The 16,261-nt window shown below is 66.5% G+C and carries 16 protein-coding genes; 7 read left to right on the forward strand and 9 right to left on the reverse strand.

Going from position 1 to position 16,261, the window contains the following annotated elements; translation table 11 throughout:
* Nucleotides 1-3 precede the first annotated feature (3 nt).
* Entirely contained in the window at nucleotides 4-648 is a 645-nt protein-coding gene (locus tag A5712_RS25805) for a helix-turn-helix domain-containing protein (RefSeq protein ID WP_068111879.1), read from the forward strand.
* A 390-nt stretch (nucleotides 649-1,038) separates the two neighbouring features.
* Here the strand turns inward: A5712_RS25805 and dnaB are convergent, their stop codons facing one another.
* From dnaB to A5712_RS25850, 9 genes are all read right to left on the reverse strand, one after another.
* Nucleotides 1,039-2,847: a replicative DNA helicase gene (gene dnaB, locus A5712_RS25810; RefSeq protein WP_068111882.1), complete on the reverse strand. Its 1,809-nt coding sequence runs from the start codon at nucleotides 2,845-2,847 to the stop codon at nucleotides 1,039-1,041.
* Between the two features lie 498 nt (nucleotides 2,848-3,345).
* On the reverse strand, nucleotides 3,346-3,804 hold the full coding sequence (rplI, locus tag A5712_RS25815; protein ID WP_068111884.1) for a 50S ribosomal protein L9: 459 nt from the start codon (nucleotides 3,802-3,804) through the stop codon (nucleotides 3,346-3,348).
* 30 nt (nucleotides 3,805-3,834) lie between these two features.
* Nucleotides 3,835-4,089 carry a 30S ribosomal protein S18 gene (gene rpsR / locus A5712_RS25820; RefSeq protein ID WP_066935440.1) on the reverse strand — a complete coding sequence of 85 codons (255 nt, stop codon included), beginning with the start codon at nucleotides 4,087-4,089 and terminating at the stop codon, nucleotides 3,835-3,837.
* A 44-nt stretch (nucleotides 4,090-4,133) separates the two neighbouring features.
* Nucleotides 4,134-4,649, reverse strand: coding sequence for a single-stranded DNA-binding protein (locus tag A5712_RS25825; protein ID WP_068111888.1), 516 nt, complete (start codon nucleotides 4,647-4,649; stop codon nucleotides 4,134-4,136).
* A gap of 98 nt (nucleotides 4,650-4,747) precedes the next feature.
* Complete coding sequence (rpsF, locus tag A5712_RS25830) at nucleotides 4,748-5,038, reverse strand: 30S ribosomal protein S6 (protein WP_044509152.1); 291 nt, start codon at nucleotides 5,036-5,038, stop codon at nucleotides 4,748-4,750.
* 129 nt (nucleotides 5,039-5,167) lie between these two features.
* A complete protein-coding gene (locus A5712_RS25835) occupies nucleotides 5,168-5,809 on the reverse strand; it encodes a DJ-1/PfpI family protein (protein WP_068111890.1) in 642 nt (213 codons plus the stop codon).
* Nucleotides 5,810-5,885: 76 nt separating this feature from the next.
* Nucleotides 5,886-7,532 carry a glycosyltransferase family 87 protein gene (locus A5712_RS25840; RefSeq protein WP_068111893.1) on the reverse strand — a complete coding sequence of 549 codons (1,647 nt, stop codon included), beginning with the start codon at nucleotides 7,530-7,532 and terminating at the stop codon, nucleotides 5,886-5,888.
* On the reverse strand, nucleotides 7,529-10,066 hold the full coding sequence (locus A5712_RS25845; protein ID WP_068111896.1) for a transglycosylase domain-containing protein: 2,538 nt from the start codon (nucleotides 10,064-10,066) through the stop codon (nucleotides 7,529-7,531). Before A5712_RS25845 ends, A5712_RS25840 begins: the two co-directional genes overlap by 4 nt.
* Nucleotides 10,067-10,121: 55 nt before the next feature.
* On the reverse strand, nucleotides 10,122-10,547 hold the full coding sequence (locus A5712_RS25850) for a DUF5318 domain-containing protein (RefSeq protein WP_068111897.1): 426 nt from the start codon (nucleotides 10,545-10,547) through the stop codon (nucleotides 10,122-10,124).
* A 125-nt stretch (nucleotides 10,548-10,672) separates the two neighbouring features.
* Here A5712_RS25850 and A5712_RS25855 point away from each other — a divergent pair, with 125 nt between their 5' ends.
* From A5712_RS25855 to A5712_RS25880, 6 genes are all read left to right on the forward strand, one after another.
* Nucleotides 10,673-11,572 (forward strand): DUF1707 domain-containing protein, encoded by a 900-nt coding sequence (locus A5712_RS25855; RefSeq protein ID WP_068112036.1) that lies wholly within the window; start codon nucleotides 10,673-10,675, stop codon nucleotides 11,570-11,572.
* Nucleotides 11,573-11,742: 170 nt separating this feature from the next.
* On the forward strand, nucleotides 11,743-12,285 hold the full coding sequence (locus A5712_RS25860; RefSeq protein ID WP_068111901.1) for a PadR family transcriptional regulator: 543 nt from the start codon (nucleotides 11,743-11,745) through the stop codon (nucleotides 12,283-12,285).
* Nucleotides 12,286-12,351: 66 nt separating this feature from the next.
* On the forward strand, nucleotides 12,352-13,458 hold the full coding sequence (locus tag A5712_RS25865; RefSeq protein ID WP_068111904.1) for an inositol-3-phosphate synthase: 1,107 nt from the start codon (nucleotides 12,352-12,354) through the stop codon (nucleotides 13,456-13,458).
* A gap of 157 nt (nucleotides 13,459-13,615) precedes the next feature.
* Nucleotides 13,616-14,542 carry an alpha/beta fold hydrolase gene (locus tag A5712_RS25870; protein WP_068111906.1) on the forward strand — a complete coding sequence of 309 codons (927 nt, stop codon included), beginning with the start codon at nucleotides 13,616-13,618 and terminating at the stop codon, nucleotides 14,540-14,542.
* A gap of 16 nt (nucleotides 14,543-14,558) precedes the next feature.
* Nucleotides 14,559-15,353, forward strand: a complete 795-nt coding sequence (locus tag A5712_RS25875) for an LLM class F420-dependent oxidoreductase (RefSeq protein ID WP_068111910.1) — start codon at nucleotides 14,559-14,561, stop codon at nucleotides 15,351-15,353.
* Between the two features lie 131 nt (nucleotides 15,354-15,484).
* Nucleotides 15,485-16,225, forward strand: coding sequence for a GntR family transcriptional regulator (locus A5712_RS25880; protein ID WP_068111912.1), 741 nt, complete (start codon nucleotides 15,485-15,487; stop codon nucleotides 16,223-16,225).
* Nucleotides 16,226-16,261: the final 36 nt, after the last annotated feature.

Here is a 16,261-nt window from a genome sequence, read left to right on the forward strand (position 1 = left end):
GTCGTGAAGACCAGGGTCTACAACCAGAACTGCCCCATTGCGCGTGGTCTGGACATCATCGGCGAACGCTGGACACTGCTCATCGTGCGCGAACTCATCGGCGGCCCCCGCCGCTACAGCGACCTGCGGGCGGAACTGCCCGGCATCGCCACCAACCTGCTCGCACAACGCCTCAAAGAGCTCCAAGACGTCGGGCTGATCGACCGCACCGACCTGCCCGCGCCGATCGGGCGCACCGTGTACACGCTCACCGACAGCGCCTGGCAGCGCGTGCTTCCCATCGTGCAGGCGATCGCCCGATTCGGCCTGGACAAGCTCGATCCCATGGACAGCAGCGCGGTCACACCGCTCAACGGATTCCTCGCGGGCGTGCTTCTGGCCTTCGATCCGGCCGCCGCAGCCAACCTGAACACCACCTACCGCATCGACATCGACGGTCGGCGTTTCGAATTCGCCGTCACCAACGGGCATCTCGCCAGCGCTCGCGGCGAACCCGGCGTTATTGTCACCGCAGCCGCCGCAGACCTCATCGCCATCCGCCTCGGCGGCGACGCCGCCACCCGCAAGTCCGCGCTGCGTCGAGTCCGCTTCGACGGCGACAAGGAAGCCGTCGACACGATGCGTGATGCCTTTTCCCTGCGTGGTTAACAAGCCCCACGCCTCCCATCGAGCACCTGCTAACCGGCACCCACGCACCAAGGGCAGTCGTGAGCCCATCGCCGATCTACCTCTGGCCGCTGCCATCGCCCCAGCGCCAACATCGTTCAGCTGCTTGTTATCTCGCCATCGACGAAAGCGACTACTACGTGGTCGTCGTATCCGGCGGCTTCCTGCACTGTCTCCAAGACCAGAACTAATACGAAGTGCTCACACCCGGATGCACCTGGTTCCAAAAGGGCAACGCCGCATCGCTACGGTCAGCTAACTGCTCGCACAAGCCAAGGCAGCATTCTCACCTTGATGTCAAATGGGACATCGGGTGGACATTTGGAATGGGAGAAATGGACATCAAACTTGAGAAGTCACAAGACATTTACGTCACCTCGCCATGTTGGCGAAGCGCGACAGGTGCAGTTGGTGCGCGACCGTAACCGTCTTGGTCGGACCGTTGCGGTGTTTGGCGAGAATGAAATCCGCCTCTCCCCCACGCGGATCATCGCGCTCGAACGCGTCCGGCCGGTGCAGCAGGATGACGACGTCGGCATCTTGTTCTAGCGAACCCGACTCGCGAAGATCGGCGAGCATCGGCCTCTTGTCGGTGCGCTGCTCCGGACCGCGGTTGAGCTGGCTGATCGCCACCACCGGAACCTCGAGTTCCTTCGCCAAAAGCTTGAGGTGCCTTGAGAATTCGGACACCTCCACCTGGCGCGACTCGTGCTTCTTGCCTGACGTCATCAGCTGCATGTAGTCGATGACGATCAGCCGCAGGTCGGCCTTTTGCCGCAGCCGGCGCGCCTTGGCCCGGATCTCCATCATGGTCAAGTTGGGCGAGTCGTCGATATACAGTGGCGCCTCGCTGATTTCGCTCATCCGCCGCGCCAGGCGTGTCCAGTCGTCGTCGCTCATGCGGCCCGAACGCATGTCGGCGAGCTTGATCTTGGCCTCGGCCGACAGCAGCCGCATCACAATCTCGGATTTGCTCATCTCCAGCGAGAAGATGACGCTGGCCAGCCGGTGCTTGATGGAACACGACCGCATGAAGTCCAGACCCAGCGTGGAATTGTGCGTCGGCACCATCCCAGGGCCGGCCAAATAAAGACGCGCGGCGTTGTCCACCTGGACACAGCGCACCGGCACACTTTCCACTCGGCGCACCGAGGTGATCTGCAGGGCAGGAGCCAACAAGGCCGTCGTCCCAAGGTTGGCGTAGTGCGGCGTCGTGCCGGCCGCCGCAATCGCGTCCCAGCCGCTGCGCAGCTGAGCCGATGTCCGGATGCCGCGAGTCGTCGGCCACTGATGCGCGGCGTCCGCGGTGATCACTGTCCCGTCCGAGAACTGCACCTCATAGCAGGGGCGTCCCAGCATCACGTCCGTCGCGGCGACCACCCGCGTCGGCTGCCCGTCGGCATCGAGCAGCTCCTCGCCGACCGCGACGTCTCCCATCGTTGTCCAACCGCCCGGCGTCGGCAGGGGCGTTTTCAGCGCCAGCGCCTTACCCACGCCGGGTCGCGCCGCCACGATGATCATCTGCCCGGGGTGCAGGCCGTTGGTCACCTCGTCGAGCTCGGTGAAACCGGTCAGCACGCCACGCGACACCCCGCCGCTGGACGCGATGGCGTCGATCTCGTCCATGGTGGGCTGCAACAGGTCCTCGAGGGGGACGAAGTCCTCGGACATCCGGCGGTCGGCGACGTCGTAGATCTCGGCCTGCGCGCGGTCGACTATCTCGGCCACGTCGGCGCCCTCGGCGCCCGCGTAGCCGTATTGCACGACCCGCGTCCCGGCCTCCACCAGCCGGCGCAGCAGCGCCTTCTCGGCGACGATGCCTGCGTAGTAGCCCGCGTTGGCCGCCGTCGGCACCGTCGAGATCAGGGTGTGCAGATAGGGCGCGCCGCCGATGCGGCGCAGCATGCCGCGACGGTCCAGTTCCGCGGCGACCGTCACGGCGTCGGCCGGCTCGCCCCGCCCGTAGAGGTCGAGGATCGCGTCATAGATGTTTTGGTGCGCCGGGCGATAGAAGTCGCCGGGCCGCAGCCGCTCCAGGACGTCGGCGATCGCGTCCTTGCTCAGCAGCATCCCGCCCAGCACCGACTGCTCCGCGGCGAGGTCCTGCGGGGGCTGTCGGCCGAACTCTTCGTTCGGTGGCGACGAATCCATGCCAGGCGCGAGGTCATCGACGACCGCCACGGACTCTCACCTCCCCTAACACGAGTACCCGAACATATATTCGAACCGACGTTCAGAGCTTAAGTCAAGGCGCCGACATCCAACGACCACATGAACCCATATCGCATCGCGCCGGGACGACCGTAAACGTTGCTGGCCAGTAGTTGAAAGGGCCACTGTTTATAAGGCTGTGCATCGTGTGTGCATATCCTTCGACACCTGTGTTGAACGGGGTGTGGAGAACCTGTGGATTAATTCGAGACTCCGCTACATCGCTGCTGATAAGAGCAGTACAACTCACCTCAATCGGTGTGGACAGGAATCTCTACGGCGTGTCGTCGCAGGTTACTGCGTCGGGCGTGTTGGCTTTCGGCCATATTTTCGGCGAGTTACCAGGTGGTTAAGAGGATCGCTCGGCGGGACCCCTGAAAGAGTTCGCCAGCCGAGCAAACGCGGCCGCGGTCCAAAGCCGCCGCGAAGCCCGCGCCGAGCACCAAAGGTTCGGCAAACGCTACTTAGTTAGCTATCCGCGACTACGTCGAGCGCGACCTCGGCGTCGATCTCGGGGTGCAGGTGCACCGAGACCGCATAGGTGCCGACGGACTTGATGTGCGTCTTGGGCAGGCGGACGACCCGCTTGTCGAGGTTGGGTCCGCCAGCCTTCTTGATGGCCGCGACGACGGCACCGGCGGTCACCGAGCCGAACAGCTTGCCCGTGTCGCCCGCGGCCTTCACCGGCAGTGGGACGGGGCCCAGCGCATCGATCGCCGACTTGATTTCGTTGGCGTGCTCGAGGTCGCGCACTGTCTTGGTCTCGCGGGCCCGGCGAATCTCGTCGGCCTGCTTCTGCGCGCCGCGCGAGGCCAAAATGGCCAGGCCGCGTGGGAGCAGGAAGTTGCGGCCGTACCCGTCCTTGACCTCGACCGCGTCGCCGACGGTCCCGAGGTGATCGACGTCAGCCGTCAGAATCAGCTTCATTGTTCAGTACTTTCGGTTGGCTCTCGGCGGCTACCGCGTCGAGGAGGTGAAGGGCAGCAGGGCCACCTCGCGCGCGTTCTTCACCGCGATGGCGATGTCGCGCTGGTGCTGCACGCAGTTGCCGGTGACGCGGCGCGCCCGGATCTTTCCGCGCTCGCTGATGTAGGTGCGCAACAGGGTGGTGTCCTTGTAGTCGATCGCTTGACCCTTTTTGGCGCAGAAGACGCATTTGCGCGCCTTGATCGGCTTTTCCGGAGCCGGGCGCCGCTTGGTGGACTTGGCCATGTCTGTCTTTCTTTCCGTTTGTTACTGGTCTGAAGTTTTGTGTTTTAGAAGGGTGGCTCGTCGTCGCCGCCGCCGAAGGACCCCGAGGCCGGGGCGCTGCCCCACGGGTCGTCCCCGCCACTCGGCTGGGCCGCCGGGGCCGCCGCCGGGCGCGAGCCACCGCCCCCGCCGAAGCCACCGCCCCCGCTCCCGCTGCGGCTGGCCTTATTGACCTTGGCGGTGGCGTACCGCAGCGACGGCCCGATCTCATCGACCTCGACCTCGACGACGGTGCGCTTCTCGCCCTCACGGGTCTCGAACGAACGCTGCTTAAGCCGCCCGGTGACGATCACCCTGGCACCGCGAGTGAGGCTTTCCGCCACGTTCTCGGCGGCCTCCCGCCAGATGTTGCACCGCAGGAACAGCGCCTCGCCGTCCTTCCATTCCCCGCTCTGGCGGTCATAGATCCGTGGCGTCGACGCCACGGTGAAGTTCGCCACGGCGGCACCCGAGGGAGTGAACCGCAGTTCGGGGTCGGCGGTCAGGTTGCCGACAACGGTGATTGTGGTGTCACCAGCCACAGGTTCCTCCTCGTTCCACCCTGTTCGTCGCCTTTGGACGGGGGATAGACATCAGTGTGTTCCCGCTGAGCGTACGCAGCTCCGACGACACTCGGCAGTCAGTGCTTATCGGTGCGCATCACCTTGGTGCGCAACACCGACTCGTTGAGGCTGAGCTGGCGGTCGAGCTCGGAGACCGTCGCCGGCTCGGCCTTCAGGTCGACGACGACGTAGATGCCCTCGGCGTGCTTGGCAATCTCGTAGGCCAGGCGGCGCTTGCCCCAGATGTCGACCTTGTCGACGGTCCCGCCATCCTTGCGGACGACGTTGAGGAACGTCTCCAAGGACGGGGCAACGGTGCGCTCGTCGAGCGTGGGGTCAAGAATGACCATGATTTCGTATGGACGCATGGAAACCTCACCACCTCCTCTGGTCTCAAGCGGCCACGGTCGTTCCGTGGCAGGAGGGTCGCCTGCGTCGGCAACCGCACCAGGGTACCGGACGGGGGGCCGGCCCGAAAAATCCGTCGGACCGGGGCCTTACTTTCGGCGTTCGGTGTATTCCTTCGCCCTGGCCCTCGTCGCGTCGTCGGCCTTGGCGAGCGACCCGGAGTCGAACGGCGGCTGCGGGTCGTATTCGATCAACAATTGAGCGGCTTGCGCGGCCTGTCGGTCGACAAGAAGCTCGACCAACCGTAGGGCCATGTCGATGCCGCTGGATACACCGGCGGCGGTGATGATTCGCTGCGACAGGTGCTCGACAACTCGTTCGGGCACGTAACGTGCGCCCAACTCGTTCAACAAATCCGCAGCACTGAAATGGGTCGTCGCGGTGAGCCCGTCGAGCAGGCCCGCGGCGGCCAGCAACAACGCCCCGGTGCACACCGAGGTGGTGAACGTGGTGTTGGGGTGCACCGATCGAAGCCAGGCGCGGATAGCGTCGTCGTGGATCAGCTGGCGGGTTCCGATCCCGCCCGGCACGACCACCACGTCGGGGGCGCCGACTTCATCGAAGGCCGCATCGCAGGCGACGCCGAGCATGCCGTTTTCGGTGCGCACCTCGCCGCGGCGGTGCCCGACGAACACGACCTCGATCGATGGAATGCGTTGCAGCACTTCGTACGGGCCCACGGCATCCAAGGCGGTGAACCGCGGAAACAGCGGGATCGCGACTAAAGTCATGGCGCCACTCTCCCCCGCAAGCGGGAGGTGCCCCCACCTATCCCGGCTACGCCGGCACCATCGTCGTCGGCGCGGGTCATGGCGCCGCGGCCACCGCTTCCTTGTCCGGTTCGGCTGCCGGCGCCGTCGGGCGGCGCACGCCCGGCGGACGCAGCCAGTCGGGCAACCAGCGAGGCGGTGCGTCTGAGGCGCGATCGAAGGGGCCGCCCGCCGGATCGTCGACGCGCCCGCCCCAGCGCACCAGGTCTTCCTCGGGCCGGTAGATCTGCCGGAGAACAAGCACACACAGCGCAACGACCGCGATGTCGCGCAGTAACACCGTCGTGGTGAAGAACTGCTCCGGCAGCCCGCGGTTCGGGTTGCCGTACAGGAAGTACATCCGCGGCACCCAGACCAGTGCGTCAATCGTCATCCACGCCAACAGGATTCGGCGATGCGGCAACGCCAGCACCGCCAACGGCACCAACCACAACGAGAACTGGGGACTCCACACCTTGTTGGTCAACAGGAAGGCCGCCACGACCAAGAACACAAGCTGCGCCAGCCTTGGCCGTCGCGGGGCGGTGAGCGCGACATACGCGATCGCCGCACAACACAGCGCGAACGACACCGCAACGACCGCGTTCAATACGGTCGGCGGCTGCCAGAAGCCGAGCCCGGGATCGAACCCGCGCCAGCCGGTGAACGACTTGACCACGTTGTACAACGAGTCCATGTCGTCGCCGCGCCGCGTGTTGAGGCGGAAGAACTCGGACCAACCGCGCGGAAACAGCACCAGCACCGGCAGATTCACCAACAACCATGTCGCCGCGGCCGTCGCCGCCGTGCGCGCCAGGGCGCCGAGGCGACCGGTCCGGATACCCAGCACCAGCATCGGGCCCAGGAACAGCAGCGGGTAGAGCTTAGCCGCGGCACCCAGCCCGATCAGCACACCGGCCAACACCGGTTTGCGCCGTGCCCAGGCCAACAGCCCGCCCATCGCGAAAGCCGTTGCCAAAGCATCGAAGTTGGTGAATATCTGAAAGATCACCAACGGCGAGGCGGCCACCAGGGCGGCGTCCCAAATGCGCCGGCCCGACAGGCCCGCGGTCGCCCAGACGGTCGCCAGCCAGGCCAACGCCAGCCCGAACGCCGCGATGTCGAAGAACATCACCACCTCGGCCACCACGGGCAGCGGGGCGACCTTGCTCAGCGCGGTGTAGGTCTTGGCCACCGCCATCGACACGTACTGATAGACCCCGGTCAGCACCGGATACTCCATGTAGCGCACCGCGGGCCGGCCGTCGTAGCGCGTCTGCGGCGCGCCGCTGCCGTCGGTCTCGATCCAACTCGACTTGTACGGGAACTTGCCCTGGCTCAACAACTCCGCGCCGTAGAGGGGCACCGTGTCGGAATAGCACAATTCGTAGTAGGCCCGTTGGTTCTCCCAATTGGCAACCCGCTGGTCGCCGGACCCCGAGCCGGTGCTCTGCAGGCACGCCGCCTTGGTCGACCAGCCGAGCGCCAGGAACACCAGCGCGATCAGGAACATGACCCGCACCGGCGTCATCACCCTCGTGCGGCCGATGAGCGCGTGGCGGCCCACCGGTCCGCCGACGACATCGGCCAGCGCCGCGCCCAAAACGTCGGTGCGGCTGGGGCAATCGCGATTGTCGGCGCTGCGCAGATCGGCGGCCAGGGGCCGCGGTGAGATGGTGCTGTCCTGCTGCCGCGCGCCGGTCACGGCGGCGGCGGGGGCGCTTGCGGGCCGCCCGGCGGGACGCCGGGTGGTTGCGGGCCACCCGGCTGGGTGCCTCCAGGCGGCGGCGGCGCGTTGGTAACCGTCGTCGGCGGGCCGACCGGAATAGTGATGCCGGGCGCCACCTCGATGGTGGGCTGGATGACGGTCACCGCGGGCGGTGCCGGCGGGGGCGGCGCGGCGGGAACGCCGGCGTAGCCACCGATCTCGCTCGGCTTGGGGAAGGTCTCGTTGGGGGTGCCCTTAAGGGCGCCGTCCATGGTCGCCTTCCAAATGTCCGATGGCAGCCCGGAACCGTAGACCTCCGCGCCCGAGGCCGTCACCAGTGGCACGTTGTCCTGCACGGTGCCCACCCAGACCGCCGTCGACAGCGACGGCGTGTATCCGACCATCCAGGCATCCTTGTTCGCCTGGGTGTCGCCCAGTTGCACGGTCCCGGTCTTGGCGGCCGAGGGCCGACCGCCGGCCAAATTGTGCCCGCGCGAATAGCCGGCAATCGGCGCCATCGCGGCAGTAACGTTGTCGGCGACGCCCTTGTCGATGCGGTTCTCACCGTTGTTGTCGGAGTTGCCGGCGTCGAACAGCACCTGGCCTTCGGCGTTGACGACCTTTTGCACCAGATGGGGCCGGTGGTAGACACCTGACGCGGCCAGTGTGGCGTACGCCGATGCCATGTCGATGGGCCGGGTTTGATACTGGCCCAACACAATTCCGTTGTTGGGCGGCCCGCCCTTGCCGTCCTCGGACAGCGTGTGCGCGACACCGGGGAAGCTGGTCGCGACGCCCGCCTGGTGTGCGGCGTCGGCGACGGCCTGCGGTCCCCCCTTGAGCTTGAGCATCAGCCGGTAGTAGGCGGTGTTGAGCGAAAGCTTCAGCGCCTCGGCGATATTGCAGGTGCCGCAACTCTCCCCGTCGACATTGGTGATCTTGATCCCGTCGACGGTGAGCGGTGAACTGTCCACCTGGTAGCCCAGCCCGATACCTTGTTGCAGCGCGGCAACCAGAGCGAACACCTTGAACGACGATCCGGTCTGCAGCCCGGCCTGAGCAAAGTCGAAACCGTTGGCGTCCGAACCGCCGTAGTAGGCGCGGATCGCGCCGGTGTGCGGATCGACCGACACCGCCGCGGACCGCATGTCGGGGTCCTGCCCGTCAAGGTATTTCGACACCGCCTTCTCTGCGGCCTGCTGGGCCTTCGGGTCGATCGTCGTGGTGACCTGCAGCCCCTGGGTGTTCAGGGTCTGCTCGTCGATGTTGAACAGCTCCATCAGCTCTTTGGCCACCTGGCGCTCGATCAGCCCGTTGGGCCCGGTGGTCTGGTTCTGCGCGCGGGCCTGATCGGGCGGCAACGTCGCCGGAAACACCTGCGCCGCACGGTCGCTCGGCGACAGCGCCTTGGTTTCCACCATGCCGTCCAAAACCCAGTTCCACCGCTCCGCGGCGCCCTTGGGATCGACGGCGGGATCCAGCGAGGAGGGCCGCCGGATCAGCGCCGCCAACAGCGCTCCCTCGGAGACGGTGAGCTGCTCGACCGGCTTGTCGAAATAGGCCTTCGCGGCGGCCGAAATGCCGTAGGCCCCGCGACCGAAGTAGATGATGTTCAGATAGGCCTGCAGGACATCGTCTTTGGACCACTCCCCCGACATCTTGGTCGCGATGACCAATTCCTTGGCCTTGCGCATCAGCCCGCTGAACCCGTGCTGCGCCGAACCGACGAGCGCGTTCTTCACGTACTGCTGGGTGATCGTCGAGCCGCCCTGCAGGTCGCCGCCGAAGAGGTCGTTGTTGACCGCCCGCGCGAACCCGGTGAACGAAATGCCCGGGTTGGAATAGAAGTTGCGGTCTTCCGCGGCAATCACCGCCTGACGCACATGCACCGGAACCTGGCTGATGTTGACGTCGACCCGATTCCCCTCGGGCGGAACGATTTTGGCGAGCTGCGAGCCGTCGCTCGCCAGGATCGTCGAGACCTGGTTGGTGCGGATATTGCCGGGTTTGGGCACGTCGACGATGAAGTACGCCATGGTGAAGGTGACGATCGGCAGCAGCACCAGCGCCGCGGCCGTGATGTAGGCGGCGCGTCGCACCCACAACCAGTTGATCTGCTGGGTCCAGTTCCAGTCCACCCCGGGTCGTGGGGCTCTGCCACGAGGTCCGCCCGGTCCGCCAGGCCCACCGGGCCCTCGGGGCGGGGGTGGGGGCCCTTCGGGCGGGCGGCGCCCGGACATCGGCTCGCTGCGGCGCGGGGTGGTCGCCCGTCCGTCCAGCGCGGCCTTGACCTCTTCGATCGGGTCGCTTTGCAGGGGCGCGGACGCGGGGCGGTCGAGTGCGGCCTTCACCTCTTGGATCGGGTCGGGCCGGCGTGGTGCGCGGTCATCGGCGACGGGCGGCAGGATCGTGGTCAACCGGTCGTCGGGCGGAACCGGACGGCGGCGGCCGGGCGCTTGGGGCGCGTCGCGCCGCTGCGGATCCGGACGGTCAGGGGTGCCGGGCCGGTCGGTGCTCGCGTGCTTGCCCACGCGCTCAGTCGCCGATCCGTTGAGGTCACTGGGCGACTGGTCGTGGGGCCCTTCGTTACTCAATGGCCGTGCGGGCGCCGTTGCGCGCCGTCCGGGTGCCGCCGGTGCCTTTGGGGGGGCGCGCCGCACCCATCACGTACGACTTCACGAGGTGGTTCCAGCTGCACGTTCGGCACACCTCCACCACGTGGACGGAAAACTCCGGGAAGCGGGTCGCCAGCAGCACCAGCTCCTCGGCGGTGCGCGCCGATCCCGACACCGCGCCCAGGTGGTCGCCGAACACCCACGACACCAGGGTCAGCTGCTCCTTGCGGCAGATCGGGCACATCACCTGGCTCTGTTTCCCGTGAAATTTCGCGGCGCGCAGCAAATACGGGTTGGCGTCACACACCTCGGTTACACCGGTGCGGCCCGAATAAACCTCGGCGAGCAGGGAGCGCCGCCGAAGCGCGTAGTCCACCACTTGTCGCTGCAGTCGCACGCTGACCAGAGTACGTGGCCGCCCGCACCGCCGATACGCAACCGACGCCGTCGCCGGACCGTGCCGCGACGATCGGCCGTCGGCGTCCTGTGCCGGATCCGGACGGGACTTCTACGATCATCGGCGTGGCGAAATTGCTCGGGACGACGGCGCGCGGCGCGGTTGCCGGCGCCACGTCGACGACCCGCGCCAAGGACCGCGACCGGCAGGACGCCTGCCAGATCCTCGACACCGCCCTGAACGACGGCGAGATATCCGATCAAGAGCACCGAGAACGCGTCAGCGCGGCGACCAACGCGGTCACGCTGGGCGAACTGCGGGCCTTGGTGGACGACCTGCAGGGCGACACCGCCGGCCTGCAGTCGACCGCCCACCCGTGGGCGTCAACGTCGTCGATGCTGCCGAAGTTCGGTGGCTGGCGCGGCCTGGCCGCCGCCTTGCTCGTGTCGGTCCTGCTGGGCGTCGGCATCGGTTGGGCCGTCTACGGCAACACCCGCTCGCCGCTGGATTTCACGACGGACCCCGGAGCCAAGCCCGACGGCGTCGCCCCGGTCGTGCTGACGCCGCCCACGCAGCTGCTGTCGGTCGGCGGCCTCACAGGCCTGATGGAGCAAACGCGCAAAAGGTTCGGCGACACCATGGGCTTCCGGCTGGTGATCTACCCGACCTACGCGGTGCTGGACCGCCCCGACCCCTCCGACGACCGGCGCATGCTGGCCTACGACTACCGCGGCGGATGGGGAGACCCCACCAGCTCGGCCAAGAGCGGCACCGACGGTCCCGTCCCGGTCGACCTCTCCAAATTCGATATCGCCGCCGCCGTGGGCCTGGTGCGCGGCGCCCCGGAGAGCCTCCGGATGAAGAAGTCCGACATCAAGACCACCTATCTGGTGATCGATCCCTCGACCGACCCCACCACCCCGGGCGCGCTCTCGCTGTCGGTGTACGTGTCGGGCGACTACGGCGGCGGATACATCGTTTTCGCAGGTGACGGCACCATCAAACGCATCAATCTGCCGTCCTAGCGGTCTCCGCGGCAGTGTGACGAATAGCGCACCAACGGCAGGTAGTGTTGTGGCGAATATATCGAAACGATACGATGACGCGAGGCGTCGGACCGTTAAGTCGGTCAAAGCAATTAGCTGAGAGAAGCCGTACTTAGTCGTTCCCAGCCATTTCGAGGGGGTGTATATCGATGCTTGAGCTCGCCATCCTGGGGCTCCTGATCGAATCGCCCATGCATGGGTATGAACTACGTAAACGGTTGACGGGCCTGCTCGGCGCATTCCGCGCCTTCTCGTACGGATCGCTGTACCCAGCCCTGCGGCGCATGCAGGCCGAAGGGCTGATTGCCGAGGACGCCGCGCCTGCCGGCACCCCGGTCCGGCGGGCTCGTCGGGTCTACCAACTGACCGACGCGGGCCGGCAGCGCTTCGGCGAGCTGGTGGCCGACACCGGTCCGCACAACTACACCGACGACGGATTCGGCGTGCACCTGGCCTTTTTCAACCGCACGCCGGCGGAGGCGCGGATGCGCATCCTGGAGGGCCGTCGCCGTCAGGTCGAGGAGCGCCGTGAAGGGCTCCGTGAAGCGGTGGCGCGGGCGAGCAGCTCGTTCGACCGCTACACCCGCCAGCTGCACCAGCTCGGGCTCGAGTCCAGCGAGCGCGAGGTCAAGTGGCTCAACGAGCTGATCGCGGCGGAGCGGGCGATGCCAGGCCTGTCCGAACAGACGTGAAACCCCTGCACGAACCCGCAACCAGAACACCTAAGACAGAAGTAACAGAAGTTAGGAGAACGCCCTATGAGTGACCACAAGCCGTTCGGGGCGCCCGAGGCGTCGACAGAGGTACGAGTCGCCATCGTCGGCGTCGGAAACTGTGCCTCGTCGCTGGTTCAGGGCGTGCAGTACTACCTCGAAGCCGACGAGAACAGCACGGTGCCCGGCCTGATGCACGTGAAGTTCGGCCAGTACCACGTCCGCGACGTGAAGTTCGTGGCCGCGTTCGACGTCGACGCCAAGAAGGTCGGGTTCGACCTGTCGGAGGCGATCTTCGCGTCGGAGAACAACACCATCAAGATCGCCGACGTGCCGCCCACCAACGTGACTGTGCAACGCGGTCCGACCCTCGACGGCATCGGTAAGTACTACGCCGACACCATCGAACTGTCCGACGCCGAGCCGGTCGACGTGGTCAAGGTCCTCAAGGAGAACAACGTCGACGTGCTGGTGTCCTACCTGCCGGTGGGCTCCGAGGAGGCCGACAAGTTCTACGCGCAGTGCGCGATCGACGCGGGCGTGGCGTTCGTCAACGCGCTGCCGGTGTTCATCGCCTCCGACCCGGTATGGGCCAAGAAGTTTGCCGACGCCGGCGTTCCGATCGTCGGCGACGACATCAAGAGTCAGGTCGGCGCGACCATCACCCACCGCGTCATGGCCAAGCTGTTCGAGGACCGCGGCGTGCAGTTGGACCGCACCATGCAGCTCAACGTCGGCGGCAACATGGACTTCCTCAACATGCTGGAGCGCGAGCGGCTGGAATCCAAGAAAATCTCCAAGACGCAGGCGGTCACCTCAAACCTGCAGCGCGAGTTCAAGACCAAGGACGTGCACATCGGGCCGTCCGACCACGTCGGTTGGCTCGACGACCGCAAGTGGGCCTACGTGCGGCTGGAGGGCCGCGCGTTCGGTGACGTTCCGCTGAACCTCGAATACAAGCTCGAGGTATGGGACTCGCCGAACTCGGCCGGGGTCATCATCGACGCGGTGCGCGCGGCCAAGATCGCCAAGGACCGCGGCATCGGCGGCCCGGTGGTGCCGGCGTCGGCCTACCTGATGAAGAGCCCGCCGCAGCAACTGCCCGACGACATCGCGCGGGCCCAACTCGAAGAGTTCATCATCGAGGGGTAACTCTCCGTACCGGTGTGCGGTGGGGTCGCCTTGGGTGGCCTCACCGCACGCTTGTTTTGCGGGCCGCTTGGGTGTGCGGTGGGAGCTGAGGGCGCCCCGAATGCACGCGCAAAACCCTGGACGCACATCCCGCGGTCCAAAGTAGTGTCTTTAGACCGTGACCGAGATATCTGAGGACCGACTCGCCGAATTGTCGGAGTTCTCGCTCCTTACCGAAAACGCTGAGCAGGCCGGCGTTCCGGGTCCGCTGCCCGACGTGAAGCGGGTCGAATCCGGCGCCTCGGAGCGCAAGATCAGCGCGCTACGCTGGGGCGCCCCCTCGTTGGACCGTCCCCCGCGAATTGTCTTCCTGCACGGCGGCGGGCAGAACGCGCACACCTGGGACACCGTGATCGTCGGTCTCGGTGAGCCGGCGCTGGCCCTGGATCTGCCCGGGCACGGGCATTCGGCATGGCACGAGGATGGCGACTACTCGCCGCAGCTGAACGCCGACGCCCTGTTGCCGGCGGTGCGCGAGCACGCGCCGAGCGCCGACCTCGTCGTCGGAATGTCGCTCGGTGGGCTGACCGCGATCCGGCTGGCCGCGGTGGCACCCGAACTCGTGAACGAACTCGTCCTGATCGACGTCACCCCGTCGGCGTTACAACGCCACTCCGAGCTGACGAAAGAGCAGCAGGGCACGGTTGCGCTGATGCACGGTGAGCGCGAGTTCCCCAGCTTCCAGGCCATGCTCGACCTGACCATCGCGGCGGCACCGCACCGCGAGGTCAAGGCGCTGCGTCGCGGCGTGTTCCACAATTCCCGCCGCCTCGACAACGGCAACTGGTCCTGGCGCTACGACGCCATCCGCAAGTTCCCCGACTTCGACGGCCTGTGGGACGACGTCGACGGGCTGTCGGCGCCCGTCACCCTCATCCGCGGCGGCTCCTCGGGCTTCGTCACGGACGACGATGCCGCCGAATTAGCCAGGCGCGCAAGCAATTTCCGAGCGGCGCACGTGGTCGACAATTCGGGCCATTCCGTGCAGAGCGACCAACCCCGCGCGCTTATCGAGATCCTGCGCGGAGTGCTCGACGCGGGCTGAGCCTACGGTGGGTGTTATGACTCCCGACCGTCCCGTTCGTATCGGCGTGCAATTGCAGCCCCAGCACGCCCCGCATTACGGCCAGCTCCGCGACGCGGTTCGCCGCTGTGAAGACATCGGCGTCGACATCGCCTTCAACTGGGACCACTTCTTCCCGCTCTACGGCGATCCCGACGGCCCGCACTTCGAATGCTGGACGATGCTCGGCGCCTGGGCCGAACAGACGTCACGCATCGAAATCGGTGCGCTGGTGACGTGCAACTCCTATCGCAATCCCGAATTGCTCGCCGACATGGCCCGCACCGTCGACCACATATCCGCGGGCCGGCTCGTCCTGGGGATCGGTTCGGGCTGGAAGCAAAAGGATTACGACGAGTACGGCTACGAATTCGGCACCGCCGGCAGCCGCCTCGACGACCTGGCGGGCGCCCTGCCGCGGATCAAGGAGCGGCTGGCCAAGCTGAACCCGCCGCCGACCCGCGACATCCCGGTGCTCATCGGCGGCGGTGGCGAACGCAAGACCCTGCGGCTGGTGGCCGAATACGCCGACGTCTGGCACAGCTTCAGTTCGGCCGACGAGCTCCCGGCCAAGTCCGCGGTCCTGGAGCGGCACTGCGCCGACGTCGGCCGCGACCCGGCCGCGATCGAACGCTCGGCCGCGGTCAGCGGCGACGTTTCGGGCGGCCAGCTGATCACCAACGCCGATGCGCTGGTGAACCTCGGCGTCACGATGCTGACCGTCGGCTGTGGCGGTCCGGATTACGACCTCGGCGCCGCCGAGGCGCTGTGCAAGTGGCGCGACGGACGCTAGGGGCCGCTGCTCGAATTCGCTCCCCGTTTTGGTTTCGATTCATCCACCAAAGAGCTGAACACTGCGCCAAGACATGAGAAACTCTCTGCGCTAGGTGGACCGAACCGGTTGGAAAGGCACTCAAGAAACGGATGCCAAAAAAATACGGGGTCAAAGAAAAAGACCAGGTGGTTTCGCACATTCTCAACCTGGTTCTGACGGGGAAACTTCGCAGCGGCGACCGCGTCGATCGCAACGAGATCGCGGTCGGCTTAGGGGTCAGCAGAGTGCCGATCCAAGAGGCGCTGGTGCAGCTGGAACACGACGGGATCGTGTCCACCCGCTATCACCGGGGCGCATTCGTCGAGCGGTTCGACGAAGCGACCGTCCTGGAACATCACGAACTCGACGGCTTGCTCAACGGCATTGCCTCGGCTCGCGCGGCCACCAACCCCACGCCCCGGATCCTGGGTCAGCTCGATACGCTGATGCGATCGCTGCGCTCCGCCAAAGAAGCCCGCGCCTTCTCGGAAATCGCCGGGGAATACCGACGCACGATCAATGACGAATACGCGGGCCCGCGGCTGCACGCCACGATCCGCGCTTCGCAAAACCTCATCCCGCGAGTGTTCTGGATGACCTACCAATGCAGCCGCGACGACATGTTGCCGTTCTACGAAGACGAGACCTCCGCGATCCACCGGCGGGACCCGGAGGCCGCGCGGGCGGCATGCGTCGGCCGGTCCAACCTGATGGCCCAGACCATGCTGACCGAGCTGTTTCGGCGCAGGGTGTTCTCCGCGCCGGATGACATCGGCCAAGTCGTCGCGGGCCCGCTTCGGGTACTGGCCGGCGCGGAGGCGGCCGAGGACGAACCGTCGATCGCGCTGTAAATCTCTTTCCGGCGAGCCAGGTTGCCGGTGTGCCGA

This window comes from Mycobacterium sp. E2327 (assembly GCF_001672675.1).
In the GTDB taxonomy this organism is placed as follows: domain Bacteria; phylum Actinomycetota; class Actinomycetes; order Mycobacteriales; family Mycobacteriaceae; genus Mycobacterium.